A 26,493-nucleotide genomic window follows, 5' to 3' on the forward strand; every position below is an offset into this window, starting at 1 on the left:
ACGTGACAGAGTCGGCGTATGGCCCGTGAACGCCCTCCCCTGCGACTGGTGCCCGAGTCCCGGCCGGCGCCGGCCGGTCCCGGCGGCGCGCGGACGCTGGGCGCGGTCGAGCTGGTGCCGGGCCGGGTACGGGCGGCGGTGCTGACGATGTCCGGCCGGGTGCTGGCCCGCGAGGAGGCGGTGTACGAGGTCTCGGCCGGCCGGCGGGAGATCGACGCGGCGCTGGCCCGGGCCGCCGGGGTCTTCGCCGGCCACGAGCCGACCGGCATCGGGGTCGCGGCGGCCGGCCTGGTCGATCCGGGCGCCGGGCTGATCATCGAGGTCAACGACGTGCCGGCGCTGCGCGGCTATCCGGTGACCGAGCGGCTGCGGGCGCTGACCGGCCGGCCGGTGCGGGTCGAGCACCGGGCGCGGTTGCAGGTGCTGGGCGACCGGTGGTTCGGCGCGGGCCGGGGCCGGCGCACCTTCGCCTCGGTCTCCACCGGTGAGGTCCTCGGCGTCGGCATCCTCTACGACGGCGAGGTGCTGGCCCCGCACGGCGGCCGCAGCGGCGCCCACATGACGGTGGCGGCCAGCGGCAACCGGTGCAGTTGCGGGGGCCGCGGCTGCTGGAAGTCGGTCGCCACCACCCGCTGGCTGCGGGAGCGGGCCCGCGAGGCCGGGCTCGGCAGCGGTCTGACGCTGGGCGCCCTGGTGACCAGCCGCGACCCGGCGGCCCGTGCGGTGGTCGAGGAGTACGCGGCGAACCTCGCCCTGGGGCTGGTCAACGTTCAGCAGTTGTTCGCGCCGGGGTTGTTCGTGCTGCACGGTGAGGCCCGCGAGGGCGGGGAGCGCTTCCGGACGCTGATCGAGGAGCGGTTGCGGGCCGACGGCGCCTCGGTGGCCGCCGAGGAGCCGACGGTGCTGGTCAGCGCGGCGGCCGTGGACGACGTGGCGCTGCTCGGCGGGGCCGGGCTCGTCCTGTCGCAGCGCTGAGCGCACGGCCGGGCCCCTCCCGTTCGCGCCGGTCACCGGACCTGCCCGGTGGGGTCGGCGGGCCGGTCGGGGCCGGCGGGGTCGCGCGGGGCGTTCGCCGGGGGCGCGGTGTCGCGGGTGCGCCGGGCGCGGCGCGGGTCGGGTACGGGGACGGCGTCGAGGAGTTGGCGGGTGTAGGGGTGCCGCGGGGCGCCGAAGACGTCGGCGGCGGTGCCGACCTCGACCAGGGCGCCGCGGCGCATGACGGCGACCCGGTCGGCCACCTGGCGGACGACGGCGAGGTTGTGGGAGACGAACAGGTAGGTCAGGCCCAGGCGTTGCTGGAGTTCGGCCAGCAGGTCCAGGACCCGGGCCTGCACGGAGACGTCGAGCGCGCTGGTGGGTTCGTCGAGCACCACCAGGCGTGGTTCCAGGGCGAGGGCGCGGGCGATGGAGACGCGCTGGCGCTGGCCGCCGGAGAACTCGTGCGGGTAGCGGTCCCGGATGCCCGGGTCGAGGCCGACGGCCTCCAGCAGGGCGGCGACGCGTTGCGCGGTGGCGGCCCGGCCGCGGCGGCCGCGGGCGGCCGGATCGTGAGTGACGAGGGGTTCGGCGACGATGTCGTGCACGCGCATGCGCGGGTTCATGCTGGAGTAGGGGTCCTGGAGGACGACCTGCATCTGGCGGCGGACCCGGCGCAGTTCGGCGGTGGACAAGGCGGCGAGGTCCCGGCCGTCGAAGCGCACGGTGCCGGCGGTGGGTTCCAGCAGGCGCAGCAGCAGCCGGGTCAAGGTGGTCTTGCCGCAGCCGGACTCCCCGACCAGGGCCAGGGTTTCGCCCTCGTGCACCGTCAACGTCACGTCGTCGACCGCGACGGTGCGGTGTCGTGCGCCGAACTCCTTGCGCAGTCCGTCGAGTTCGAGCAGCGTCATGCCGGCTCCAATCGGGGCGTGGCCGCCAGCAGACGGCGGGTGTAGTCGTGGGCGGGGCGGGCGAACAGGTCGTGGACGTCCGCGGTCTCGACGATCTCGCCGGCGTTCATCACCACGACGCGGTCCGCGGTCTCGGCGACCACCGCGAGGTCGTGGGTGATCAGCACGACGGCCATGTCGTGCCGTTGCCGCAGCCCGACGAGCAGGTCGAGGATCTGCCGCTGCACGGTGACGTCGAGCGCGGTGGTGGGTTCGTCGGCGATCAGCACCCGGGGCCGGCCCACCAGGGCGGCGGCGATCATGACGCGTTGCCGCAGGCCGCCGGAGAGTTCGTGCGGGTACTGGCGGTAGCGGCGTTCGGGGTCGGGGATGCCGACCTCGTCCATCGCCTCCAGCGCCGAGTGCCGGGCGGCGGAGCGCGGCAGGCCGTGGTGGTGGCGCAGCACCTCGGCGACCTGGGCGCCGACGCGTTGCAGCGGGTCGAGGCTGGTCATCGGGTCCTGGAAGACCATGGAGATGTCGGCGCCGCGGATCCGGCCGAGTTCCCGGTCGGGGACGGTGAGCAGGTCGCGGCCGTCGAAGCGGATGGCGCCGGCCGGGTAGGCGCACGGCGGTTCGGGGTTGAGGCGCAGCACGGACAAGGCGGTGGCGGTCTTGCCGCTGCCGGACTCCCCGACGACGGCGAGGGTCTCGCCGGGCCGTACCTCCAGGCTCACGCCGCGCACGGCGTGCACGGTGGTGTCGTCGAGGCGGAAGTCGACCCGCAGGTCGTCGATTTCGAGCAGGGGTGCGGGAGTGGTCATCGTCGGTACGCCTTCGGGTCCGCGACGTCGCGCAGGGCGTCTCCGGTGAGGTTGACGGCGAGGGAGGTGATCATCAGGGCCAGGCCGGGGAAGACGGCGACCCACCAGGCGGTGCCCAGGTAGAGCTGGCCGTCGGCGAGCATGCCGCCCCAGGTGACGGTCTCCTTGGGCACGCCGAGGCCCAGGTAGCTCAGCGACGCCTCGGCCACGATCGCGGCGGCCACGTGCAGGGTGGCGATGGTCGCCAGCGGTGCGGTGACGTTGGGCAGCAGGTGGCGGCGGATGATGGCGGTGTCGGTGACGCCGATCGCGCGGGCCTCGGTGACGAAGTCGCGGGTGCGCAGCGACAGGACCTCGGAGCGCACCACCCGGGCGTAGGAGACCCAGCCGGTGAAGCCCAGGACGAGGATGACGAATCCCAGGCCGGAGCCGAGGAAGCCGATGACGGCCAGCGCCAGCAGGATGGCGGGGAAGGCGAGTTGGACGTCGGCCAGCCGCATCAGCAGCCGGTCGGGCCAGCCGCCGAAGTAGCCGGCGACCAGGCCGACGGCGGTGCCGACGGTGCCGGCCAGCAGGGCCGCGCCGGCGCCGACCAGCAGCGAGACGCGGGTGCCGTAGATGACGCGGGAGAGCATGTCGCGGCCCAGCTCGTCGGTGCCGAGCAGGTGGGCGCGGTGCCCGCCGGCCAGCCAGGCGGGGGGCTGGAGGCGTTGCAGCAGGTTCTGGGCGTTGGGGTCGTAGGGGACGATCAGCGGTGCGAGGACGGCGGCGAGCACCAGGACGGCCAGGACCGCCAGCGCGACGACGGCCAGCCGGTTGCGCAGCAGGGTCCGCAGCACGGTGTGGCGGTGGGCGGTCGCGGTGCCGGCCGCGGCGGGCAGGACGGGTGAGGTGACGGTCATCGGGTGGTCCGCACTCTCGGGTCGAGGAGGGTGTAGGACAGGTCGACCAGGAGGTTCACCACGACGAAGGTGGCCGCGAAGAACAGCACGGTGGCCTGTACCAGGGGGAAGTCGCGGTTGGTGATGGCCTCGATGGTCAGTTGTCCGACGCCGGGCCAGGAGAAGACCTGTTCGGTGAGGATCGCGCCGCCCAGCAGGCTGCCGATCTCCAGGCCGAGCACGGTCACCACCGGCAGCGAGGCGTTGCGCAGGCCGTGGGTGAGGACGACCTTGACCGGTCCCAGGCCCCTGGCCCGGGCGGTGCGGATGTGGTCGGAGGCGAGGGCGTCGATGAGTGAGGAGCGCAGCAGCCGGGCGACGACGGCCACCGAGTAGACGGCGAGGGTGACGGAGGGCAGCACGAGGTGGGCGAAGGTGCCGTAGCCGGAGGCGGGCAGCAGGTGGAACTCGACGGCGAACAGCAGGATGAGCAGGATGCCGATCCAGAACGGCGGGGTGGACTGGCCGAGCAGCACGCCGGTCATCACGCCGCGGTCGGTGGCCCGGCCGCGTCGCATGGCCGCCACGATGCCGGCCGGGATCGCGATGACCAGGGTCACCACCAGGGCTCCGGCGGCGAGTTCGAGGGTGGCGGGCAGGCGCTGGGCCAGCACGTGGCCGACCGGCTGGTTGTAGAAGATCGAGGTGCCGAAGTCGAACCGGGGGATGCCGCGCAGGAAGGCGAGGTACTGGCTGTACAGCGGCCGGTCCAGGCCGAGGGAGGCGCGCAGTACGGATTCCTGGTGGGCGGTGGCGTCGGGCGGCAGCAGGAGTTTGACCGGGTCGCCGGACAGGCGGACCAGGAAGAAGGAGACGGTCGCGGTGCACAGCAGCACCAGCAGCGCGCTGCCGAGGCGGCCGAGCAGCATGCGGGCCAGGCCGGTTCCGCGCCGGGTGCGGGGCGGGCGGCCGGCGGGGGCGTCAGGGCGTTGGAGGGAGACGGTGCTCACCGCGACACCTCCGCGGTGGCCATGTCCAGCGAGCCGGCGGCGCCGGGCCGCCAGCGGGGGCGGGAGTTGCGGGCGAGGATGTTGTCGAGCTGGTAGAGGGAGACGAAGGGCGCCTCGGTGAGCATGAGCCGTTGCAGGTCGGTGAAGGCCCGCATGCGCGCGTCGGAGTCGACGGACAGCTCCTCGGCGTCGACGAGCCGGTCGGCCTGCGCGTTGTGCCAGCGGCTCTGCCGGCGGTCGCTGCGGACGTTGGACTGGAGCATGCTCTCGCCGTCGAGGGTCCACACGGTGCTGGCGGCCAGGTAGACCGGGCCGAGGGCGCCGCGGTTGTCGGAGGTCAGCCGGGTGGCGTAGGTGCCGGGGTCGAGCAGGTTCACCGAGGCGTGCACGCCGGCCCTGGCCAGCAACCCGGATATCGCCTGGGCGACGTCGGAGTCGAGGTTGGAGGCGGTGAGCGTGGTGCTGAAGCCGTGCGGGTAGCCGGCCTCGGCGAGCAGCGCGCGGGCGGTGGGGACCGAGCGGCTGAACGCCTTGAGCGAGGGGTCGAACCCGAAGGCGCCGCGCGGGATCATCGCCGGCACCTCACGGGCCTTGCCGCCCAGGACCGCCTTGATCAGCAGCGGCACGTCGATGGCGTGGTTGAGGGCCTGGCGCACCCGGCGGTCGCGCAGGGGTCCGTGCAGGGTGTCGAGGGAGAGGTAGGCGGTGCGGATGCCGGGGTCGCTCTCCAGGGTGACGCCGGTGTAGCCGGCCAGTTGCTGGGCGGCGTCCGGGGTCAGGCCGGCGACGAGGTCGGTCTGGCCGCTCTGCAGGGCGGCGAGCGCGGAGGCGGAGTTGGGTTCGGGGGTGAAGACCAGCTGGTCGGCGGCGGGGCGGCCGTTCCAGTAGCGGGGGTTGGCGCGCATGCGCAGTTCCTGGTCGGGCTGCCAGTGGACGAACGTGAACGCCCCTGTCCCGACGGGGTGTTGGGCGAATCCGGCGCTTCCGACGTCGGCGATGTACTTCGGTGGGACGACGACGCCGCCGAACAGCGAGAGCTTGGCGGGCAGGATCGGGTCGTGCTGGGTGGTGTGCAGGTCGACGGTGAGGCGGTCGACGACGGTGACGTCCTTGACGTAGCGCAGTTCGACGATCGGTGACTCGGTCTTCGGGTCCAGGACCCGCTCGACGCTGAACTTCACGGCCGCCGCGTCGCAGGGCTCGCCGTTGTGGAACGTCACGCCGGGGCGCAGCCGGAACCGCCAGGTGTGCTCGTCGCGGGCGGTCCACGACAGCGCGAGGCGGGGGCGCAGCCGGTTGGCGAGGTCGTGGGTGGTGAGGGTGTCGAACATGTTGATCAGGGCGTTCATCGACGTCATGTCGCCCTGTTTGTGCGGGTCCATGGTCTTCGGGTCGCCGGACTGCGAGACCCGCAGGACGTTGCCCGCGGCGCCCGCCGGGTCGGTCCCGCAGCCGGTGAGCAGGGCCGGCGCGGCGACGGCGGGCACGAGCAGGCCGCCGAACCGCAGGAGGGCGCGGCGCGGCGGATGTCCTCGGCCGGCCGCTCTCGCTGAACGCAATCGTTCCACTGGGCAACACATCCGTTCCGGAAAATGGAATGCGATTGCGCTAAGCTAAGCGACATGCCGAAAGCGGTCAACACCCAGTCCACCGAGCCCGGCCCCGCGAAGGGGCCGGTCGACAAGGCGATGGAGGTCCTGGAGGCGCTCACCCGCGGGGCCGGACCCCACCGGCTGGCGGACATAGCGCGCAGCACCGGCCTGTCCAAGCCGACGGCCCACCGCCACCTGCGCACCCTGGCCGAGTACGGCTTCGTGGACGCCGCGGCCGGCGGCGCCTACCGGGTCGGACCGCGCCTGCTGGGCCTGGCCGCGGCCGCCCTCGACACCGGCCGTGACCTGCGGCTGGCCCGGCCCGCTCTGGCCGACCTGCGGCAGCGCACCGGCCAGCTCGCCTACTACGCGGTGCTGGACGCGGACGAGGCGGTCTACCTGGAGGTGTCGGAACCGGCCCGGGAGTACCGGATGCGGGTGCGGCCCGGCGGCCGGGTGCCGTTGCACCGCAGCGGCGCGGGGCTGGCGATGCTCTCCGCGCTGCCGGACCAGCGCGCCGAGGAGTTCCTGACCGCCGGACCGCGGGCCGCCGGTGCCGCGCGCGGCACCGACCCGCGCGTCCTGCGGGAGGCGGTGCGCGAGGCGGCCCGGGTCGGCTACGCGGTGGACGACGAGTACGACGAGCCGGACGTGCGGTCGGTGGCCGCGCCGGTCCTCGGCGGCGACGGGCGGGTGGCGGGCGCGATCGGCGTGCGCGGACTGACCTTCACCCTCGGCGCGGAGGCCGTCGCGATGTACGGCGCGATGGTGCGCGCCGCCGCCCGGAGCATCTCCGCGGACCTCGGCGCGACCGGACCACGGCTGACGGCGCTGGACGGCACGGGCGGCGGTGAACCGGCGTGAGCCCCCTGGCGGAACTGCTCGCCGCCGGCTGCGAGCGGCAGGTGTACTCCGGCGCCGCCTGGTCGGTCGGCACCGCGCACGGGCCGGCCGACCGCGGCTGGACCGGCCGGCGCAGCCGGGACGGCGACGCGCTGGACGGCGGTGAGCTGTGGGACCTGGCCTCGGTCACCAAACCGCTCGTCGGGCTCGCGGTGATGCGGCTGGCCGAGACCGGCGCCCTCACCCTCGACGACACGGTCGGCGACCACCTCAGCGGCTACCGGGACAGCGACAAAGCCACTGTGACGGTGCGTCAGCTGCTGACGCACACCTCGGGACTGCGCGGCGGCACCCCGCTCTACCGCGACCATCCCACCCGGGCCGCGCTGCTGGCGGCCATCGGCCGGATGCCGGCGCGCACCGGGCCGGGGACGGCCGTCGAGTACTCCTCGCAGGGCTTCATCCTGCTGGGTCTGATCGCCGAGGCCGCCGCCGGCCGGTCGCTGGCCGACCTGGTCCGCGACCACGTGTGCGTGCCGCTGGGCCTGACCGACACCGTCTTCACCCCCGACGCCGAACGCCGGGCACGGGCGGTGGCCACCGAGGACTGCCCGTGGCGCGGCCGCGTGGTGGCCGGCGAGGTGCACGACGAGAACGCGGTCGTACTCGGCGGGGTCTGCGGCCACGCCGGGCTGTTCGCGACCCTCGACGACATGGAACGCCTCGGCCGGTCCCTGGCGGCGGGCGGCCGCGAACTGCTGCGCCCGGAGACCTTCGCGCTGATGACCGCCGGCCACACCGACACCCTCAACCTGCGCCGCGCCCTGGCCTGGCAGGGGCAGGACCCCACCGGCTCCCCCGTCGGCCACACCTTCGGCCCGGCCTCCTTCGGCCATACCGGCTTCACCGGCACCAGCATCTGGATCGACCCCGCCACCGGTCGGTACGCCGTCCTGCTGACCAACCGCGTACACCCGACCCGCGAAGGCACCGGGATCGTCGCGCTGCGCCGGGCGTTCCACGACGCGGCGGCGTTGTTGCCGGACGGGCCGCCGGGGGCCTCGCCGAGGGTCGGGGCCGACTCTCCCGCACCGGGGGGCGGGTGACGGGGGAGGTCGTGCGGGGCGGCGGGGCGCGTGCAGCCGGGCGGTCCGTTGGGGCGGGGCCAACTCGCCGCCCGTATTGGCCGGTTGACGGTGAACGTTCCGTGGCGCGGCAGCCCCCGCCCGAGGCTCTGGCCGGCCTGCGGCACCAACTCCGCTGCGCCGGGAGCTGGTCGGGGGAACGGTCCGCTGGATCGCGGCGCCAACTCGCCCGTCACGTGGACCGGTTGACGTAACGCGTTCCACGATGCGGAGGCAGTCCTGCCCGGTAACCCATCAGGCCACGAGGCCGACTCCCGCTCGCCGCGCAGGGATTGACGTGAAACGTCCCGTGCCGCCGGCGACCGGCCCGGTGTCGCGGAACGGCGGCTGGCCGCTCCCCCGGAGCCGCACCGCCGTCCCCGCGCAGGAGGCCCACCGCCGGGCTACGCCAACTGGTTGACCAGCGCGCCGAAGAGCAGCGGCAGCCGGGCGGCGGTCGGCACGATGCGGGGTGCGGCCAGCGGGCGGTGGCGCAGCCACAGCAGTGAGGCGGTCAGCAGGCGGTAGCGGCGGGAGGCGGCCCGCCAGGCCCGCTCGTAGTGCTGCGGGTGGTCCGCGAGCACGCACTCCACCAGGCGCGGCGCGCAGGCCAGGGCCAGCGCGATGCCCTCGCCGGTGAGGGCGTCGAGGTAGCCGGCCGCGTCGCCGACCAGCAGCACCCGGCCGGCCACCCGGGCGGTCGCGGTCTGCCGCAGCGGTCCGGCGCCGCGCACCGCGGTGGCGTCCGCGCCGCGCAGCCGGCGGCACAGCACGGGGAAGCGCGGCAGCAGGCGGTCGAACGGCTCCCGGTCGCCGGTGAGGACCGCGACGCCGACCAGCCCGGCGCCGACCGGCGTCACGTACGCCTCGGCACGCGGCGACCAGTGGACCTCGACGTGGTCGGTCCACGGCGGTACGGCGAAGTGCCGGCGCAGCCCGTAGCGCGACGGGTGGCGCGGGCCGGCCGGCCGGTGCAGGCCGAGGGCGTGCCGGACGGTGGAGTGGAGTCCGTCGGCGGCGGCGAGGTAACGGGCGGTGTGCCCGGCGGCGCTCACCGAGTTGCCGGTCTGGCTGACGGTGCCGACCCGCCCGGCCACCACCGGGATGCCGAGCTGCGCCGCGCGGGCCGCGAAGGCGTCGTGCAACGCGGTGCGCCGCACGCCCAGGCCGGGCCCGGTGCGGAACGCGGCCTCGGCGCACCGGGGTTCGCCGTCGCGGCAGTCGAGGTAGCGGATGCCGCGCAACGACTGCCCCGGCGGGGTGATGCCGAGGGCGGCGGCCGCCCGGACCGCACCCGGCATCAGTCCCTCGCCGCAGGCCTTGTCCACCGGTGCGCCGCGCGGTTCGACGACGGTGACGTCGAGGCCGGCCAGCCGGGCGTGGATGGCGGTGGCCAGCCCGGCCGGCCCACCGCCGGCCACCAGGAGGTCGATCACCGGGTCGGCTTGGCGGTCGGTGCACCGGTCGGCGCGGAGGTCGGCGCGGCGGCATCGGAAGCGGCGACCGGTGCGGGGCTTCCGTGGGGCATGGTCGGCGGGCGGCTTCCGTCGAGGCCGGTCGGTGCGGGGCTTCCGTGGGGCACGGTCGGCGGGCGGCTTCGGTCAACGCCGGCCGGCGCGAGGCCCCCGTCAGGGCTGGCCGCCGCCGCTCCCCCGGCAACGCCCGTCGCCGCCACGCCTCCAGCAGGACCGCCCCGCGCCGGGCTTGCGACCGCGTGGGCCAGCGCCGCGTTCTCGCAGCGCAGCCGCACCGCGAGCAGTGGCACGTTGCCGAGGGTGAAGACGGTAGCGGTCAGCCAGGCGCCGTGGACGAGCGGCAGGGCGACGCCTTCGGCGACGACGGCCACGTAGTTGGGGTGGCCGAACAGCCGGTAGGGGCCGCGGCGTACCAGCGGCAGGCCGGGCACCACGATGACGCGGGTGTTCCAGCGCGGGCCGAGCGTGGTGACGCACCACCAGCGCAGGCCCTGCGACGCGGCCGCGACGGCGAGCGCCGACAGCCCGAGCGCGAGGCTGAACGGCCGGTGCAGCAGCGGCACTTCGAGCAGGCAGCCGGCCAGCAGTGCGGTGTGCAGGGCGACCATCACCGGGTAGTGGCCGCGGCCGTACTCGGTGCCGCCGCGCTGCCGGCTCCACGCGGCGTGGCGGCGTGCGACGCGCAGCTCCACGAGGCGTTCGAGGGCGACGAGGAGGATCAGGACGGTGTAGGGGGACACAACTACCACCGCAGCAGGACGAGTTCGGAGGACAGGCCGGGGCCGAGGGCGAGCAGCAGTCCGGTGGCGCCGGGCGGCGGCCGGCGGTCGGCCTGGACGTCGCGCAGGATGTGCAGGACGGACGCGGAGGAGAGGTTGCCGACCTCGGCCAGTGAACGGCGGGACGCCTCCAGGGCGTCGGCCGGCAGACCCAGCGACTCCTGGAGCGCGTCGAGCACCTTGGGGCCGCCGGGGTGGCAGATCCACGCCGTGACGTCGTCGGGTTTGAGGTCGTGGCCGGCCAGGAAGTCGCGCACCTCCTCGGCCACCGACAGCCGTACCACGTCGGGCAGTTGGCCGCCGAGCACGATACGGAAGCCGCGGTCGCCGATGTCCCAGCCGAGCAGGTCGCCGGTGCCGGGGTAGAGCCGGCTGCGGGTGTCCAGCACCACCGGCCCGGTGTGGTCGGCGGCCCGGTCGGTTCCGACCGCCACGAGCGCGCCGCCGCCGTCGCCGAACAGCGCGCCGGCCACCATCCCGGCCGCCGAGGTGTCACCGCGCTGGAGGGTGAGCGAGCACAGTTCGGTGGACAGCAGCACCGCGACGTCGGCGGGGTGGCCGGTGAGGTGGTCGTGCAGCCGGGCGAGGCCGGCCGCGCCGGCCACGCAGCCGAGGCCGAAGACCGGCAGCCGTTTGACGTCGGGCCGCAGCCCCAGCCGGCCCGCCAGCCGCGCCTCGACGGAGGGGGCGGCGATGCCCGTCACGGAGGTGGACAGCACGAGGTCGACCTCGTCGGCGCGCAGCCCGGCCGCGTCCAGCGCGTCGCGCACCGCCCGCTCCCCCAGGTCGAGCGCGGTTTCGATGAACAGGTCGTTGGCCTCGCCGAAGCCGGACAGCGTCCCGTAGCGCGGCAGTTCGAGGGCGAGGTGCCGGTGCCGCACCCCGGCGCAGGCGTGCAGCCGGTCGAACACGGCGCGGTCCGCCCCCGGGGGAAGGCAGACCGCCGCCAGCGCGTCGGTGATCTCGCTCTGCGCATAGCGGTGCGGCGGGAGAACTCCGCTGACCGCCGCGATTCGTGTCATAACGTCAGCATACGGACTGATGTCGCACAGCATGCGCAATGACGACGGAACGCATCGGCGGTGGCGTAGCATGCGCGCATGTCGTCGGACCGGGCCGCGCTCGCACCGGCCACCGCGCCGCCCCGGCGGGCGTTCGTGCTGCTGGGGGCCGCGCATCCGGCCCCCGCGCTGCTGGTCGCGGCCGTGGTGACGGCGCTCGCGGTCTCCTGCGGGCGCGCGCCCTTCGGCTGCCTGGCGGTCGGGACGGCCACGCTGGCCGGGCAGTTGTCCATCGGATGGTGCAACGACCGGGTCGACCTGGCCCGCGACCGGGCGGCCGGCCGGCGCGACAAGCCGCTGGCCCGTGGGGAGTTGGCGCCGCGCACGGTGGCGACGGCGGCCCTGGTCGCCCTGCTGGCCTGCGTCCCGCTGTCACTGGCGGCCGGTCTCGCGGCGGGCGCGGCACACCTGACCGGGGTGGCGGCCGGCTGGGCGTACAACCTGCGCCTGAAGCGGACCCCCCTTTCCTGGCTGCCGTACGCGGTGGCCTTCGGCCTGCTCCCGGCCTTCGTCACGCTCGGGCTCCCCTCCCACCCGTGGCCGCCCGCCTGGGCGACGGCGGCCGGCGCGCTGCTGGGGCTCGGCGCCCACACGGCCAACGTCCTGCCGGACATCGACGCCGACCTGGCGGCAGGCGTGCGCGGCCTGCCGCAGCGCATGGGCGCCCGCTGGTCGCGCGCGGTGACCGGCTGCTCGCTGGCGACCGCCTCCGCCGTCCTCCTGCTGGGCCCGCCCGGCTCCCCCGGCCCGGCCGCCCTGACCGCACTCGCGCTCACCGTCGCCCTGTCGGCCGGCGCGGCAGTCCTCCCCGGCACCGACGGCCGCCTGCCGTTCCTTGCGGTGCTCGCGGTGGCCGCGATCGACGTGATCCTGCTGGTGGGCCACGGCGCGGTGCTGGCGCCCTGAGGGAGGGCGGCATCGTCCTGGGCAACGGGACGGCGGAGGGCGGGCGTTGAGGGCGGGGGCATCAACGGGCTCGCGCTGAAGGGGCCTTGAGCACCCAGCCAGCAAGGGCCACCCCCCTGACCGGCATTGGCATCCGTAGGCCAACAAGCTTATGGCAGCGCTGAGTTGCCCGCGCGAGGCCAACAGGCGCCTGACGACAACGCGCTGACGCCTCGTCACTTTCACGTCAGTCCACCCGGTCGAGCGCCACCCGGTCATCGGTCTGCTGAGGCGTGCCGGGGTCGGCGAGTGGTGCGGGGGGCGACGTGGTGCGCGTGCTGATGGCCGCGCGGGCGCGCAGTAGTGAGCCGGTCGCGATCACGGTGGCCGCCAGGGCGAACGTCGTGGCCTGACCCGTGAACCGGGCCCCGCCGAGGGCTCCCTCCAGGTACAGCGCCGTGCAGGCGGCCGGGACCGCCAGCCATTCCCAGCGGCCGTCGAGCGCGGCCAGCGCGGCGATGACGAGGGCGTACCAGTAGTAGGCGGGCGAGGTGGCCAGGAGCGCGATGCCGTACACCGACAGGGCGCCGCTCCACGGGCGGCGCGGGTCGCCGCGGCGCAGCACGTACACCGCGGCCGCGGCGACGGCCAGCGCGGCGGCCGGGCCGGCCCAGCTGTCGGGCAGCACGGTCCGCAGCAGGGCGAAGCGGCCGACGGAGCTTCGGTCGTAGCCCTCCTGCTGGAGGTAGCCGGGGAGGTAGCCGATGACCCCGGCGCCGGAGGCCGCGACGTACGGCAGGTAGCTCGCGGCGACCACGGCGAGCGCCGACAGGACGAGCAGCGCCGGCCGGCGGCGGTCCGTACCGCGCGCGGCGGCGCCGGCCAGCGCACCCGGCAGGGCGAGCACCGGCAGCAGCTTGACGGCGATCGCCCCGCCCGCCGCGGCGCCGCGCAGCACCGCACCGCGCGGGGTGCCGGCGGCGGCGCCCAGCGCGGCGACCGTCAGCAGTACGCCGAGGGTGTCCACGTGCGCGTCGTTGACGGCGCCGAGGGCCACCGCCGGACACCACGCCCACCAGGCGGCCCGCTGCGGGTCGAGGCCGCGGCGTCGGCAGATCCACAGCAGGGCGCCGGTGACGGCCAGCGCCAGCAGCGCGCCGGCGATCTGGAACGGCCGGCACCGGGCGCCGGCCGGGGACAGCGCGTGGACGGCGAGGTACCAGCCCTCGGCCACCGGCGGGTAGATGGTGTGCACCGACGGCCTGTTGATGTGCGTGCACACCCCGGTCGGCGTCCGGCGCAGGTCCCAGGCGTGGCAGGCGCCGGCCGGGAAGAGCCACCGGTCCCGCAGCCGTGCCAGGTGCGCCGAGTCCGGCGGGTCGGCGTACGGGGAGACGCCGGCGGCCTGCACGCGGCCGTCCCAGGCGTAGCGGTACATGTCGTCGCTGGTGCGCGGCGGCGCCAGCAGGCCGGCGGCGCACAGCGCGACCGCGCCGGCCGCGACCAGGGCGACGGCCGCCCGGGCCGGCACCGCCCGCACCGACCACGCGGCGGCGGCGAACAGCGCCCACCCGGCGGCGTACCACCACGGCAGCCGGCCGGGCGATCCGAGGGTGCCGCCGACCAGCACGGTGACCGCGGTGACGGCGACGAGGGCGGTGAGCAGGACCGCGGTGACGGTGGTTCGAAGGCGCACGCCGCTCACGGTGGCATCCGCCTCCCCCGCCGGCCAAGGCGCCGGGCCGCGCGCCGGCGTTTCACCGGCAGGGCTGCACCGGGAGGGCGGCACCGGCGTGCGCGGCGGCGGCGTGCGGCACCGGTTGCGCTACGGCGGTGGGCGTTACGGCGGTGTGCGCGGCGGCGGTGGGCGCTGCGGCGGTGGGCGCGACGCCCGGTAGGCGCTACGGCCAGGCGCTGCGGCGGCAGCCGCTTCGGCGGCGGGCACGGCACCGGTGACGCCCGCCCCGGTCCGTACACCCGGTACCCGATCCGCGTCGCACCGTGGTCGGCCGGCGCCGGCGCGTCCGGTGCGCGGTACCGGGCCGGGCCGCCGGATTCCGCGATGCGCCGCCGTCCATTGTGTGAGCCAATGGAGTGGTCTGCGCAAATTGATCCATCCGAGGGAGTTTCGCATGGTGATCGAGCGGCTTCATGATGCCGGTGTCCGCAGTGAGCACGCCTATCTGGCGGCGATCGGGTCGATCGGCCTGTCGGTGCTGAGCTGGGCGGGGTCGATGAAGGCCGAGTCCGGCCAGGGCGTGGACCGTGCCGACCGGTGGGGCATCTACGTCGGGGAATGGGCGCCGACCTTCTTCGGCCTGGGGCTGGCGCTGGCCCAGTTCGAGAACGGCAAGGGCAAGAAGTAGGCATGCCCGCCCGGTGACGCCGGCTCCGCATCTGCCGGAGCCGGCGTCGCCGTGCGGGAGCGGGGGTCAGCCGACGTGGACGTGGGGGCGGCGGTCGCGGTCGGGTTCGGCCTCCCGCAGCACCTCGCGGGTGACCGGGGCGACCTCGCCGCGGCCGAAGAGGAAGAACCGCAGGAACTGGCTGAAGGGGTTGCCCTCGGTCCACTCGAAGTACATGTGGGGGCGCTGGCCGGTGCGGTCGCGGACCAGCAGCAGCAGGGCGGCGAGCGCGTTGGGGATGCTGGAGCTGTCGACCCGCAGCACCCGGAAGCGTTCGTGCCGCACCTCGCCGCTGACCCGCAGCGTGCTTTCGAAGTCGGAGGGGTCGCGGACGGTGACCTCGACGAAGATCAGGTCGTCGCCGTCGGGGATGTCGTTGTCGGCGCGAATCTGGCGGGTCTTGTCGAGGTACTCCCGCGCGTCGCGGTCACTGGGCTCGTTGGCGATGAGCCGGATCGTGCGGTGCGCGGTGTCGCGCAGGAAACGTTCCGCCATGGCGTCCAGCGCGATGTCGGTGACCCGCAGTTCGAAGGCGCGGGCCAGCCGGGACAGCAGCGAGACCAGCACGATGCCGGCGATGAAGCAGGCGCCGATCTTCACCCCGTCGGGGCGTTCGAAGACGTTGACGACGGTGGTGTAGAGGAAGACCACCGAGATGACCGCGAAGCCGATGGTCCAGCCGCGCTGGCCGGCCCGGCGGGCGGCGATGGTGACCGCGATCGCGGCGGAGGAGATCAGCACCAGCACGCCGGTGGCGTACGCGCCGCCCTGGGCGTCGACGTTGGCGTCGAACAGCCAGGTCACCAGGAAGGCGACGGCGGTGAAGACCAGCACCATGGGCCGTACCGCGCGGGCCCAGTGCGGGGCCATGCCGTAACGGGGCAGGTAGCGCGGCATGAGGTTGAGCAGGCCGGCCATCGCCGAGGCGCCGGCGAACCACAGGATCGCGATGGTGGAGAAGTCGTAGACCGAGCCGAAGGCCGAGCCGAGGTACTCGTTGGCCAGGTAGGCCAGGGCGCGGCCGTTGGCCGGTCCGCCGGCCCGGAAGGCGGACTGCGGGATGAGCAGCGTGGTGATGAAGCTGGTCAGCACCAGGAACACGCTCATGATCACCGCGGCCGCGGTCAGCAGCTGGCGGGCGCCGCGGATGCGGCCGGCCGGGTTCTGCTCGGTGTCGGACGGGTCGCCCTCGATGTGCGGCATGACGGCGACGCCGGTCTCGAAACCGGACAGGCCGAGCGCCAGCTTGGGGAAGATGATCAGGGATATCCCGATCATCATCAGCGGGTCGCCGTGCTGGACGGTCAGCGCGTGGGTCCAGTCGGGGATGACGTGCGGGGCGTTGACGATGTGCCACAGGCCGACGATCACGACGACGACGTTGAGGGCCAGATAGAGGCCGGCCAGCACGACGGCGACGCCGATGGCCTCCAGGAAGCCCTTGAGGAAGACCGCGCCGAGCAGGGCGATCAGGGCCAGGGTGATGATCATCTGATGGCCCTGGAGCAGGCTGGTGAGGTGGGAGTTCTCCACCATGTGCGTGGCGGCGTCGGCGGCGGACAGCGTGATGGTGATGAGGAAGTCGGTGGCCGCGAAGCCGAGCAGCGCCAGGACGAAGAGTTTGCCCTTCCAGTCCGACAGCAGCCGCTCCAGCATGGCGATGGAGCCCTCGCCGCGCGGGCTCTCGCGGGCGACGCGGCGGTAGACCGGCAGCGCGCCGGCCAGCGTGACGACCACCAGCACGACGGTGGCGACCGGTGACAGCAGCCCGGCGGCCAGCGCGGCGATACCGGGCTGGTAGCCGAGGGTGGAGAAGTAGTCCACGCCGGTCAGGCACATCACCCGCCACCACTGCTGGCCCCGGTGCCCGGAGTCGGCGGCCTGCGCGCCGGGCTGCCTGCCCATGTCGGACAGCCCCTCCAGCAGCCACGCGCGCAGCCGGGTTCCTGCTGTTGTCCCGGTACCTGGTCCCGTAGGGACTGAGGCGGTCACCGTGTTCTCCCATCACGCCGATGACCGGCCGCCGGTGGGCGGTCGGCCGTTGTGCCGGTCCGCCGCGCGCTCGCGGTGAGCAGCGGCCGACGGCGTGACGATGCCAAATCAGCAGGTCATAAGACAGGGCGCAGGCGTCAAGAAGGTGTTAAAACGCGCCGGGCGACCGTCAGGGCGCCGTCAACGACGGGTGCGGCGGGCCGTTCCTGCGCTTCGCTGTGGGCACCGGTCCAGCACCGGAACGGCCCGGATCCCGCGGCGGCGTCGCCCGCCGTACGGGCAGACCGTGCCGCGTGTCCCATTCATCTCACTGCGGGGTGCCCTACCCATGCCTGACGTGGTCCTCATCGTGCTCACCGTTGCCGTTTTCGCGGTACTCGGCCTGATAGCCAAGGGAGTTGAACGGCTGTGAGTGTCGAGAACATCGTCGGTCTCGTCGTCGCCGTGGCCCTGGTCGGCTACCTGGTGGCCGCCTTGATCTTCCCCGAGAGGTTCTAGTGAACGACACCCTCGCGGGCTGGCTCCAGGTGCTGGCGCTGATCGCCGTGCTGGCCGCCTCCTACCGGCCGCTGGGCGACTACCTGGCCCACCTCCTCACCACCGGTAAGCACCTGCGGGCCGAACGGTTCGTCTACCGGCTGGCCGGGGTGGACGGCGACGCGGACCAGAAGTGGTCGGTCTACCTGCGCGGCGTCCTGGCGTTCTCCGCCGTCTCGGTGGTCTTCCTCTACGGCTTCCTGCGCCTGCAACACCACCTGATGCTGTCGCTGGGCTTCCCCGGGATCGGCCCCGGCCAGTCGTTCAACACCGCGGCCTCCTTCGTCACCAACACCAACTGGCAGTCGTACTCGGGCGAGTCGGCGATGGGCCACCTGGTGCAGATGTCGGGGCTGGCGGTGCAGAACTTCGTCTCCGCGGCCGTCGGCATCGCGGTGGTCGCCACGCTGATCCGCGGCTTCACCCGCAACCGCACCGACCGGGTCGGCAACTTCTGGGTCGACCTCACCCGGGTGGTGTGGCGGCTGCTGCTGCCGCTGTGCGTGGTCTTCGCGATCGTCTTCGTGGCCAGCGGCATGGTCGAGAACTTCCACGCGGTGCACACGGTCACCACGATCGCCGGCCAGCACCAGGGCATCACCGGCGGACCGGTCGCCTCCCAGGAGGCCGTCAAGGAACTGGGCACCAACGGCGGCGGGTTCTACAACGCCAACTCCGCCCACCCGTTCGAGAACCCCAACCCGTTCACCAACCTGGTCGAGATCTACCTGATGCTGGTGATCGGCTTCAGCCTGCCGCGCACCTTCGGCGCCATGGTCGGCGACCACCGGCAGGGCTACGCGATCGTCGCGGTCATGGGCCTGATCTGGGCCGCCTCGGTCGCGCTGATCACCGTCAACGAGCTGCACAGCGTGAGCAGTTCGGCCGGGCATCTGGCCGGCGGCATGATGGAGGGCAAGGAGCAGCGGTTCGGCATCTGGGGATCGGCGCTGTTCGCCGCGTCGACCACCTTGACCTCCACCGGTGCCGTCAACTCCTTCCACGACTCGTTCTCGCCGGGCGGCGGCGGCATGACGATCTTCAACATGATGCTGGGCGAGATCGCTCCCGGCGGCACCGGTTCCGGGCTCTACGGCATCCTGATCCTGGCGGTCGTCGCGGTGTTCGTCGCGGGCCTGATGGTCGGACGCACCCCGGAGTACCTGGGCAAGAAGCTCGGCGGCCGGGAGATGAAGTTCGCCTCGCTGTACATCCTGACCACGCCGGCGATCGTGCTGATCGGCGCGGGGGTGGCGATGTCGCTGCCCGGTGAGCGCGCCTCGATGCTCAACTCCGGCCCGCACGGCTTCTCCGAGGTGCTCTACGCGTTCACCTCCGCCGCCAACAACAACGGCTCGGCGTTCGCCGGCATCGGTGTCAACACCGACTGGTACAACACCGCGCTCGGTCTGGCCATGCTGTTCGGCCGCTTCCTGCCGATGATCTTCGTCCTGGCGCTGGCCGGGTCGCTCGCCCACCAGCAACCGGTCCCGGTGACCGCCGGAACGCTGCCCACGCACCGGCCGCAGTTCGTCGGCCTGCTGACCGGCGTCGTCCTGATCGTCGTGGGACTCACCTACTTCCCCGCCCTCGCGCTGGGTCCGCTCGCGGAAGGTCTGCACTGATGTCCACCACCACCGTCCAGCCGCCGGCCGAACCGGCGGCCCCGCACCGGGTCTCGGCCGGCGGCATCGGCCCCGGGCAGCTGCTCGCCTCGGTGCCCGAGGCCTGCCGCAAGCTCGATCCGCGGGTCATGGCCAAGAACCCGGTGATGTTCGTCGTCGAGGTCGGCGCCGTACTGACCACGTTGTCCGCGGTCAAGGACCCGTCGGTCTTCGCCTGGGTCATCACCGCCTGGCTGTGGCTGACGACGGTCTTCGCCAACCTCGCCGAGGCCGTCGCGGAAGGGCGCGGGAAGGCGCAGGCCGACACGCTGCGCCGCACCAGGACCGACACCGTGGCCCGCCGGCTGACCGACTGGCGGCCCGGCGCGACCGGGGTCGCCGAGCAGGAGGTGGCCGCCGCGACGCTGACGCTCGGCGACCACGTCGTGGTGGAGGCCGGCCAGGTCGTCCCCGGCGACGGCGACGTGGTCGAGGGGGTCGCCTCGGTCGACGAGTCGGCCATCACCGGGGAGTCGGCACCGGTCATCCGCGAGTCCGGCGGCGACCGCTCGGCGGTCACCGGCGGCACGAAGGTGCTGTCGGACCGCATCGTCGTCAAGATCACCTCCCGGCCCGGTGAGACGTTCATCGACCGGATGATCGCCCTGGTGGAGGGCGCGGCCCGGCAGAAGACGCCCAACGAGATCGCGCTGAACATCCTGCTGGCCTCGCTGACCGTCGTCTTCCTCATCGCGGTGGTCACCCTCCAGCCCTTCGCGATCTTCGCGGGCGCCGGCCAGAGCATCGTCGTGCTGGCCGCCCTGGTGGTGGCGCTCATCCCGACGACCATCGGCGCGCTGCTGTCGGCGATCGGCATCGCCGGCATGGACCGGCTGGTGCAGCGCAACGTGCTGGCCATGTCCGGCCGCGCCGTCGAGGCCGCCGGCGACGTCAACACCCTGCTGCTGGACAAGACCGGCACCATCACCCTCGGCAACCGCCAGGCCGCGCAGTTCCTGCCGGTCGGTGCCGTCGGCGACGGTGAACTGGCCGCCGCCGCCCACCTGTCGTCGCTGGCCGACGAGACGCCCGAGGGCCGCTCGATCGTCGTACTGGCCCAGGAGCGGTACGGGGTGCGCGGCGACGGTTCGGCGGACGGCGGAGAGTTCGTACCGTTCACCGCACAGACCCGGATGAGCGGCGTGGACCTGCCGTCCGCGGACGGTGGCCGGCAGGTCCGCAAGGGCGCCGCCGCGTCGGTCGCCGCCTGGGTCGCCGAACACGGCGGGGCCACCGGCACCCAGGTCACCGACATCGTGGCACGGGTCTCGGCGGCCGGCGGCACCCCGCTGGTCGTCGCGGAACGCCGCGGGGGCACCGCCCGGGTGCTGGGCGTCATCCACCTGAAGGACGTCGTCAAGCCCGGCATGCGCGAACGCTTCGACGAGCTGCGGCGGATGGGCATCAAGACGGTGATGATCACCGGCGACAACCCGCTCACCGCGAAGGCCATCGCCGAGGAGGCCGGCGTCGACGACTTCCTCGCCGAGGCCACGCCCGAGGACAAGATGGCGCTGATCAAGAAGGAGCAGGAGGGCGGCAAGCTGGTCGCGATGACCGGCGACGGCACCAACGACGCCCCGGCGCTGGCCCAGGCGGACGTCGGGGTGGCGATGAACACCGGCACCTCGGCCGCCAAGGAGGCCGGGAACATGGTCGACCTGGACTCCGACCCGACCAAGCTCATCGAGATCGTCGAGATCGGCAAGCAACTCCTCATCACCCGGGGCGCGTTGACCACCTTCTCCATCGCCAACGACGTCGCGAAGTACTTCGCGATCATCCCGGCGATGTTCGCGAGCGCCTACCCGGGCCTGGACCGGCTCAACGTCATGGGCCTGCACAGCCCGGCGTCCGCGATCACCTCCGCGATCATCTTCAACGCGCTGATCATCGTCGTGCTGATCCCGCTGGCCCTGCGCGGCGTGCGCTACCGGCCCGCCTCGGCGGCCGCGCTGCTCAACCGCAACATCTGGGTCTACGGCGCCGGCGGGCTGGTGCTGCCGTTCGCCGGCATCAAACTCATCGACCTGGTCGTCCAGTTCATCCCCGGCCTGCGCTGACCGGCACACCAAGGACAGAAGGCACCCATCATGCCCAGCCATCTTCCCCCCGCGGTCCGCACCCACCTGACCGCCCTGCGGATGCTCCTGGTCTTCACCGTGATCACCGGCATCGCCTACCCGCTGCTGGTCACCGGCGTCGCCCAGGCCGCCTTCCGGCACCAGGCCGACGGGTCCCCGGTCGAGCGCGGCGGCCGCGTCGTCGGCTCCAGCCTGCTCGGTGAGGACTTCACCCTGCCCGGCAAGGACGCCGGCCCCGACCCGAAGTGGTTCCAGCCGCGCCCGTCGGCCGGCGGTTACGACCCGACGGCGTCCGGCGCCTCCAACCTCGGCCCGAACAGCCCGGTGCTGATCAAGGCGATCAAGCAGCGCAAGGCGGCCGTCGCCGCGTTCGACGGGGTCCCCGAGTCGCGGGTGCCGGCCGACGCGGTCACCGCCTCCGGCTCCGGACTCGACCCGGACATCTCCCCGGCGTACGCCTACGAGCAGGTCGACCGGGTCGCCCGGGTCCGCCACCTGCCGGCGGCCGAGGTCCACCGGCTCGTAGCCGGCCACGTCCGGTCGCGCTCCCTGGGGTTCCTGGGCGAGCCGCGGGTCGACGTCGTGGACCTCAACCTGGCACTGGCCCGGCTCGGATAGCCGCGCCTCCCACCACTGTCACCGCCCGGAAGCGCGCAGCACGCCTGCCGCTTCCGGGCCGTGCGCGATCACGACTCAGGAGGTTCGCACGTGACGCAGCCCGCCGTCACCGGTGCATCCCCCCACGCCGCACGCCCCGGCCGGCTGAAGGTCTTCCTCGGTGCGGCGCCGGGGGTCGGCAAGACGTACCGGATGCTGGACGAGGGACGCCGCCGGTCCGCCCGCGGGGTCGACGTCGTGGTGGCGTTCGCCGAATGCCACGGCCGCCCGCTGACCGGTGCGCTGCTCGACGACCTGGAGGTGCTGCCCCGCGCCCGGCGCGGCTACCGCGGCTCGGACTTCGAGGAGATGGACCTCGACGCGGTGCTGGCCCGCCGCCCGCAGGTCGCACTGGTCGACGAACTCGCCCACACCAACGTGCCGGGCGGCCGGCACACCAAGCGCTGGCAGGACGTGGAGGTCCTGCTGTCGGCCGGCGTCGACGTCGTCACCACCGTCAACGTCCAGCACCTGGAGTCGCTCAACGACGTGGTGGAGAAGATCACCGGCGTTCCGCAGCGCGAGACGATCCCCGACGAGGTGGTCCGGCGCGCCGACCAGATCGAGCTGGTCGACATGCCCGCCGAGGCGATCCGGCGCCGGATGGCCCACGGCAACATCTACGCCCCCGACAAGGTCGACGCCGCCCTGTCGCACTACTTCCGGGTGGGCAACCTGACCGCGCTGCGCGAACTGGCCCTGCTGTGGGTGGCCGGCCGGGTCGACGAGGCGTTGCGGCGCTACCGTTTCGAACACGGCATCGGGCGGGTGTGGGAGACCAGGGAACGCGTGGTGGTCGCGCTGACCGGCGGCCCGGAGGGCGACACGCTGATCCGCCGGGCGGCCCGGATCGCCGACCGGTCGGCCGGCGGGGACCTGCTCGCCGTGCACATCGCGCGCAGCGACGGCCTGGCCGGCGCCTCACCGGCCGCGCTGGCCCGGCAGCGGGAGCTGGCCGAATCGCTCGGCGGCACCTACCACTCGGTCATCGGCGACCACGTGCCGTCCGCGCTGCTGGACTTCGCACGGGCCGCGAACGCCACCCAGCTCGTGATGGGCACCAGCCGCCGCGGCCGGCTGCTGCGTTTCCTGACCGGGTCCGGGGTGGGCGAGACCACGACCGAGCTGTCCGGCGACATCGACGTGCACATCGTCACCCACGAACGGGCCGGCCGCGGGCGCCTGCCGCCGGCCCCCAGCAGTTCGCTGCCGCTGTCGCGCAAGGTCGCGGGGCCGGTGGCCGGCTTCGTCCTGCCGGTGCTGCTGACCCTGCTGCTCTCCCACGACCGCGGCGACCTCAACCTGACCAGCGAGGCGCTGCTCTTCCTGTTCACCGTGGTCGGCGTCGCCTGCATCGGCGGGGTCGTCTCCGCGCTGCTCGCCTCGGTGACCGCCTCGCTGCTGCTCAACTACTACTTCATCGCGCCCATCGGCCGCTTCACCATCAACGAGTTCAACAACGCGCTGGCCCTGGCGGTCTTCTCCCTGGTGGCCGTCACCGTCGCCGCCGTGGTCGACCGGTCGCTGCGCTGGTCGCGCCGGGCGGCGAACGCCACCGCCGAGGCGGAGACGCTGTCGGCGCTGGCCGGCAACATCCTGCGCGGCGACCAGGCGGTGGCCGCGCTGCTGGAGCACACCCGCGAGACGTTCGGCATGGAGTCCGCCACCCTCGTCGACTCCGGCGGGCCGCCACGCGGTGCCGGCGAGGACCCGCCGGCCGAGACCGTCGCGGTGGGCGCCGACAGCGTCCTGGTGCTGCGCGGGCGGCAGTTGGCGGCCTCCGAACGCCGGGTGCTGACCGCCTTCGCCGCGCACGTCACCGCCGCCCTGGAACGTGCCCGGCTCGCCGAGGCCGCCGCCGAGATCGAACCGGTGCGGGCCGCCGACCGGATGCGCACCGCGCTGCTGGCCGCCGTCAGCCACGACCTGCGTACGCCGCTGGCCAGCGGCTGGGCCGCGGTCAGCAGCCTGCGCAGCCGCGACGTGGAGTTCAGCGACGAGGACCGCGACGAACTGCTGGCCACCGCCGACGAGTCGCTCGGCCGCCTCAAACGGCTCATCGACAACCTGCTCGACATGAGCCGCCTTCAGGCCGGCGCGCTGACCCTGCGCCTGGAGCCCACCGCCTTCGCCGACATCCTGCCGATCGCGCTGGACGGCCTGCCGGCCACCACCGTGCCGGTCACCACCCAGGGCCTGGAGACCGTGCCCGACATCCGGGCCGACCCGCCGCTGCTGGAACGCGTCGTCGCCAACCTGGTGGCCAACGCGCTGCGGCACAGCCCGCCCGGCAAGGGTGTGCTGGTCAGCGCCAGCGCGCTGGGCGACCGGGTCGAACTGCGGGTGGTCGACCGCGGCCGGGGACTGGCACCGCAGGACCGCGACCGGGTCTTCCAGCCCTTCCAGCGGCTGGGCGACACCGACAACTCCACCGGGCTCGGCCTGGGCCTGGCGCTCTCACGCGGCCTGACCGAGGCGATGGGCGGCACGCTGACCCCGGAGGACACGCCCGGCGGCGGCCTGTCCATGGTCGTCTCCCTGCCGGCCGCCACGGCGTTACCGCACGGCGGTGGGGCGACCGGGTATCCGCGAACAGCGGAGGCCGGCGCGTCACCGCACGCCGCTGAGGCCGGCGCGTCGCGACGAACCGGTGAGGAGGCCGCCGGGTGCGACGGGTACTGATCGTGGACGACGAACCCCAGCTGCTCAGGGCCCTGAAGATCGGCCTGACGGCCCGCGGCTACCAGGTCTCCACCGCCCGCGACGGCGGCAGCGCCCTGCGCCTGGCGTCCCGCCGGCCGCCGGACCTGGTGCTGCTCGACCTCGGCCTGCCCGACGTGTCCGGCCTGGACGTCATCGAGGGGCTGCGGGCCGGCTCGTCGGCGCCCATCATCGTGCTGTCGGGGCGGACCGACACCACCGGGAAGATCGCCGCGTTCGACGCCGGTGCGGACGACTACGTCACCAAGCCGTTCGACATGGGCGAACTCCTCGCCCGGCTGCGCGCCGTCCTGCGGCGCCCGCCGGTGCTCGACGCGGCGGCGGCCGTCGACATCGGCGGGTACCACGTCGACCTGGCCACGTTCACCATCACCGCGACCGGCGAGGGGGCCGCCCCGGTACACCTGACGCCCACCGAATGGCGACTGCTGGTGCCGTTGCTGCGCAACCCCGGACGGGTGGTCACCGGTCATCAGCTGCTGCGCGAGGTGTGGGGGGCCGGGTCGGAGAAGCACGGCAACTACCTGCGGGTCTACTTCGCCACCCTGCGCAGCAAGCTCGAACCGGACCGCGCGCACCCGCGCCACCTGATCACCGAGGCGGGCATCGGCTACCGCTTCCAGCCGTGAGCCGCCCGCGTGCGGTGGGGCCGCCTCCGGCGGTGGAGTTGCCTCCGGCGGTGGGGCTGCCTCCGGCGTGGGGCTGCTTCTGGCGGTGGGGCTGCCACCGGGTCGCGGGGCTCCTTCCGGCGGTGGGGCTCGCTTCGGGGGGACCTCCCTCGGCCGCGGAACTCCCTCGGCGGGGGCGAGACTCCTTCCGGCTGCGGGGCTCCCACCGGCCGCGAGACTCCTTCCGGCTGCGGGGCCGGCGGGCCGACGCGTCCTGGCGCTCCCACCGGACCGGCCCGGTCTCCGGCGCCGGGCCCGGGCGTCAGGCCGGCCGGATCAGTTCGGCGAACGGCCGCCCGTCGTCGGTCCAGCGCTCGCCGGACAGCCAGCCGGTGCGGGTGGCGACGTCGCGCAGGGCGGCGCTGCCCAGCCGGGCCCAGGGGAACTCGCCGCCGTGCCGGCCGACGGCGTCCTCGACGCGTACCGTCAGGCGTTCGTCCACCTCGTGGGCGGCGGCCTCCACGAGCAACCGCCCGCCGGGGGCGACGAGTTGGCGGATGCGGGCGAGCAGCGCCAGCGGGTCGCCGCCGATGCCCAGGTTGCCGTCGACGAGCAGGGCGGTGGACCAGTGGCCTTCGCGCGGCAGCCGGTCGAAGACCGAACGCCGCAGGACCGCGCCGCCGGTGCGCCGGGTGCGGCGCACCGCGGCCGGGCTCAGGTCGACGCCGAGCGCGGGCACCCCGCGGGCGGCCAGCGCGGCGACCAGCCGGCCCGGCCCGCAGCCGATGTCCAGCACCGGACCGCGGCAGCGGCGCAGCAGCGCGGTGTCGGCGCCGTCCGCCTCGGCGCACCAGCGTTCCACGTCCAGCGGCAGCATCCAGCCGTCCGACCTGCGCAGGAACAGCGGTCCGCGGCCGGCCCGCACCGCCCGCGCGTAGGGGTCGTCGACCCAGGGACGCAGCAACGCGACGCGGCGCGCGGTCAGCTGGTCCCTCACGCGGTCACGGCCCCGGCCGGGTGGACCGCGCAGTGCGCCAGTCGCGCGGCGAAGGCGGAGTGCGGCGCCAGTGCGGCGACCGCCTCGGCGTCGGCGGCGGTGTCGACGTCCCGCAGCCGCCGCAGGGTGCCGACGCGCAGTCCCGCCGCGGTGAGCCGGTCGCGCTGGGCCTGCCCGGTGCGAGGGGTGGACATCGGTACGCCGCGCAGCAGCGCCGGGTCGGGGGCGGCCAGCCCGAGCGCCCAGAAGCCGCCGTCCTCGGCCGGTCCGAGCCAGGCGTCGTGCCGGGACCAGGCGGCAGGACCGGTGGCCGGCGCGAGGTCGGCCGCGGTGAGCTGCGGGGTGTCCATGCCGACCAGCAGCGCCGGAGCGCCGGCGTGCGCGGCGAAGGCGGCGGCGAGCCGTTCGTCCAGGCCGCCGCCGCTCTGCGGCAGCACGTCGTACCCGGGCGGCAGCCACTCGCCCGGGTACGACGTGCTGCCGCAGAGC

Annotated in this window: 22 protein-coding genes and 1 pseudogene; 11 read left to right on the forward strand and 12 right to left on the reverse strand. The window is 74.2% G+C overall.

The features are described 5' to 3' along the window. Positions 1 to 18 precede the first annotated feature (18 nt). The gene (locus POF43_RS10010; protein WP_271325910.1) at positions 19 to 975 is read left to right on the forward strand and encodes an ROK family protein; all 957 of its coding nucleotides are present in this window, start codon (positions 19 to 21) and stop codon (positions 973 to 975) included. 32 nt (positions 976 to 1,007) lie between these two features. Here the strand turns inward: POF43_RS10010 and POF43_RS10015 are convergent, their stop codons facing one another. The 5 genes from POF43_RS10015 to POF43_RS10035 form a co-directional block, all read right to left on the reverse strand. Continuing rightward, positions 1,008 to 1,886, reverse strand: a complete 879-nt coding sequence (locus tag POF43_RS10015) for an ATP-binding cassette domain-containing protein (RefSeq protein WP_282704512.1) — start codon at positions 1,884 to 1,886, stop codon at positions 1,008 to 1,010. Beyond that, a complete protein-coding gene (locus tag POF43_RS10020; protein ID WP_271322442.1) occupies positions 1,883 to 2,689 on the reverse strand; it encodes an ATP-binding cassette domain-containing protein in 807 nt (268 codons plus the stop codon). The genes POF43_RS10015 and POF43_RS10020 overlap by 4 nt, the downstream gene beginning before the upstream one ends. Then, positions 2,686 to 3,591, reverse strand: coding sequence for an ABC transporter permease (locus POF43_RS10025; protein ID WP_271322443.1), 906 nt, complete (start codon positions 3,589 to 3,591; stop codon positions 2,686 to 2,688). Before POF43_RS10025 ends, POF43_RS10020 begins: the two co-directional genes overlap by 4 nt. Next, positions 3,588 to 4,499, reverse strand: a complete 912-nt coding sequence (locus POF43_RS10030) for an ABC transporter permease (protein ID WP_308217257.1) — start codon at positions 4,497 to 4,499, stop codon at positions 3,588 to 3,590. Before POF43_RS10030 ends, POF43_RS10025 begins: the two co-directional genes overlap by 4 nt. A 77-nt stretch (positions 4,500 to 4,576) precedes the next feature. Then, positions 4,577 to 6,139, reverse strand: coding sequence for an ABC transporter substrate-binding protein (locus POF43_RS10035; RefSeq protein ID WP_271322444.1), 1,563 nt, complete (start codon positions 6,137 to 6,139; stop codon positions 4,577 to 4,579). A 63-nt stretch (positions 6,140 to 6,202) separates the two neighbouring features. On the opposite strand from POF43_RS10035, the gene POF43_RS10040 reads away from it, so the two are divergent. After that, positions 6,203 to 7,036, forward strand: a complete 834-nt coding sequence (locus POF43_RS10040) for an IclR family transcriptional regulator (RefSeq protein WP_271322445.1) — start codon at positions 6,203 to 6,205, stop codon at positions 7,034 to 7,036. Beyond that, a complete protein-coding gene (locus POF43_RS10045; protein ID WP_282704513.1) occupies positions 7,033 to 8,121 on the forward strand; it encodes a serine hydrolase domain-containing protein in 1,089 nt (362 codons plus the stop codon). The genes POF43_RS10040 and POF43_RS10045 overlap by 4 nt, the downstream gene beginning before the upstream one ends. 422 nt (positions 8,122 to 8,543) lie before the next feature. On the opposite strand, the gene POF43_RS10050 is transcribed toward POF43_RS10045, so the two are convergent. The 3 genes and pseudogenes from POF43_RS10050 to POF43_RS10060 form a co-directional block, all read right to left on the reverse strand. Further along, positions 8,544 to 9,575, reverse strand: coding sequence for an NAD(P)/FAD-dependent oxidoreductase (locus tag POF43_RS10050; RefSeq protein ID WP_271322446.1), 1,032 nt, complete (start codon positions 9,573 to 9,575; stop codon positions 8,544 to 8,546). 260 nt (positions 9,576 to 9,835) lie between these two features. After that, positions 9,836 to 10,354, reverse strand: a pseudogene (locus POF43_RS10055) (isoprenylcysteine carboxyl methyltransferase family protein); the annotation flags it as partial. Positions 10,355 to 10,356: 2 nt separating this feature from the next. Beyond that, the gene (locus tag POF43_RS10060; RefSeq protein ID WP_271322447.1) at positions 10,357 to 11,415 is read right to left on the reverse strand and encodes a type III polyketide synthase; all 1,059 of its coding nucleotides are present in this window, start codon (positions 11,413 to 11,415) and stop codon (positions 10,357 to 10,359) included. A gap of 78 nt (positions 11,416 to 11,493) precedes the next feature. On the opposite strand from POF43_RS10060, the gene POF43_RS10065 reads away from it, so the two are divergent. After that, positions 11,494 to 12,360, forward strand: coding sequence for a UbiA family prenyltransferase (locus POF43_RS10065; RefSeq protein ID WP_271322448.1), 867 nt, complete (start codon positions 11,494 to 11,496; stop codon positions 12,358 to 12,360). A 226-nt stretch (positions 12,361 to 12,586) separates the two neighbouring features. Here the strand turns inward: POF43_RS10065 and POF43_RS10070 are convergent, their stop codons facing one another. Next, positions 12,587 to 14,035, reverse strand: coding sequence for a hypothetical protein (locus POF43_RS10070; protein WP_271322449.1), 1,449 nt, complete (start codon positions 14,033 to 14,035; stop codon positions 12,587 to 12,589). Positions 14,036 to 14,471: 436 nt separating this feature from the next. Here POF43_RS10070 and POF43_RS10075 point away from each other — a divergent pair, with 436 nt between their 5' ends. Next, positions 14,472 to 14,705: a hypothetical protein gene (locus POF43_RS10075; protein WP_271314383.1), complete on the forward strand. Its 234-nt coding sequence runs from the start codon at positions 14,472 to 14,474 to the stop codon at positions 14,703 to 14,705. 66 nt (positions 14,706 to 14,771) lie between these two features. Here the strand turns inward: POF43_RS10075 and POF43_RS10080 are convergent, their stop codons facing one another. Beyond that, the gene (locus POF43_RS10080) at positions 14,772 to 16,736 is read right to left on the reverse strand and encodes an APC family permease (protein ID WP_372515935.1); all 1,965 of its coding nucleotides are present in this window, start codon (positions 16,734 to 16,736) and stop codon (positions 14,772 to 14,774) included. A 408-nt stretch (positions 16,737 to 17,144) separates the two neighbouring features. Between POF43_RS10080 and kdpF the strand changes: the two genes are divergently transcribed. The 6 genes from kdpF to POF43_RS10110 all read left to right on the forward strand — a co-directional run bounded on the left by kdpF (position 17,145) and on the right by POF43_RS10110 (position 25,028). Further along, on the forward strand, positions 17,145 to 17,234 hold the full coding sequence (gene kdpF, locus POF43_RS10085; RefSeq protein ID WP_271314382.1) for a K(+)-transporting ATPase subunit F: 90 nt from the start codon (positions 17,145 to 17,147) through the stop codon (positions 17,232 to 17,234). Next, the gene (kdpA, locus tag POF43_RS10090; RefSeq protein ID WP_271322450.1) at positions 17,234 to 18,898 is read left to right on the forward strand and encodes a potassium-transporting ATPase subunit KdpA; all 1,665 of its coding nucleotides are present in this window, start codon (positions 17,234 to 17,236) and stop codon (positions 18,896 to 18,898) included. The genes kdpF and kdpA overlap by 1 nt, the downstream gene beginning before the upstream one ends. Beyond that, positions 18,898 to 21,000, forward strand: a complete 2,103-nt coding sequence (gene kdpB, locus POF43_RS10095) for a potassium-transporting ATPase subunit KdpB (protein ID WP_271322451.1) — start codon at positions 18,898 to 18,900, stop codon at positions 20,998 to 21,000. Before kdpA ends, kdpB begins: the two co-directional genes overlap by 1 nt. A gap of 30 nt (positions 21,001 to 21,030) precedes the next feature. Continuing rightward, positions 21,031 to 21,639, forward strand: coding sequence for a potassium-transporting ATPase subunit KdpC (kdpC, locus tag POF43_RS10100; RefSeq protein WP_271322452.1), 609 nt, complete (start codon positions 21,031 to 21,033; stop codon positions 21,637 to 21,639). Between the two features lie 192 nt (positions 21,640 to 21,831). Next, on the forward strand, positions 21,832 to 24,360 hold the full coding sequence (locus tag POF43_RS10105) for an ATP-binding protein (RefSeq protein ID WP_372515941.1): 2,529 nt from the start codon (positions 21,832 to 21,834) through the stop codon (positions 24,358 to 24,360). Next, a complete protein-coding gene (locus tag POF43_RS10110) occupies positions 24,345 to 25,028 on the forward strand; it encodes a response regulator (RefSeq protein WP_271322454.1) in 684 nt (227 codons plus the stop codon). The genes POF43_RS10105 and POF43_RS10110 overlap by 16 nt, the downstream gene beginning before the upstream one ends. Positions 25,029 to 25,329: 301 nt before the next feature. Here POF43_RS10110 and POF43_RS10115 read toward each other — a convergent pair whose 3' ends face one another. Further along, positions 25,330 to 26,004 (reverse strand): class I SAM-dependent methyltransferase, encoded by a 675-nt coding sequence (locus POF43_RS10115; protein WP_271314376.1) that lies wholly within the window; start codon positions 26,002 to 26,004, stop codon positions 25,330 to 25,332. Further along, positions 26,001 to 26,493: TIGR04282 family arsenosugar biosynthesis glycosyltransferase (locus POF43_RS10120; RefSeq protein WP_282704514.1), on the reverse strand; the 493-nt coding region annotated here is incomplete at its 5' end. The genes POF43_RS10115 and POF43_RS10120, both read right to left, overlap by 4 nt.

The organism is Streptantibioticus silvisoli (assembly GCF_027947535.2).
GTDB lineage: Bacteria > Actinomycetota > Actinomycetes > Streptomycetales > Streptomycetaceae > Streptantibioticus_C > Streptantibioticus_C silvisoli.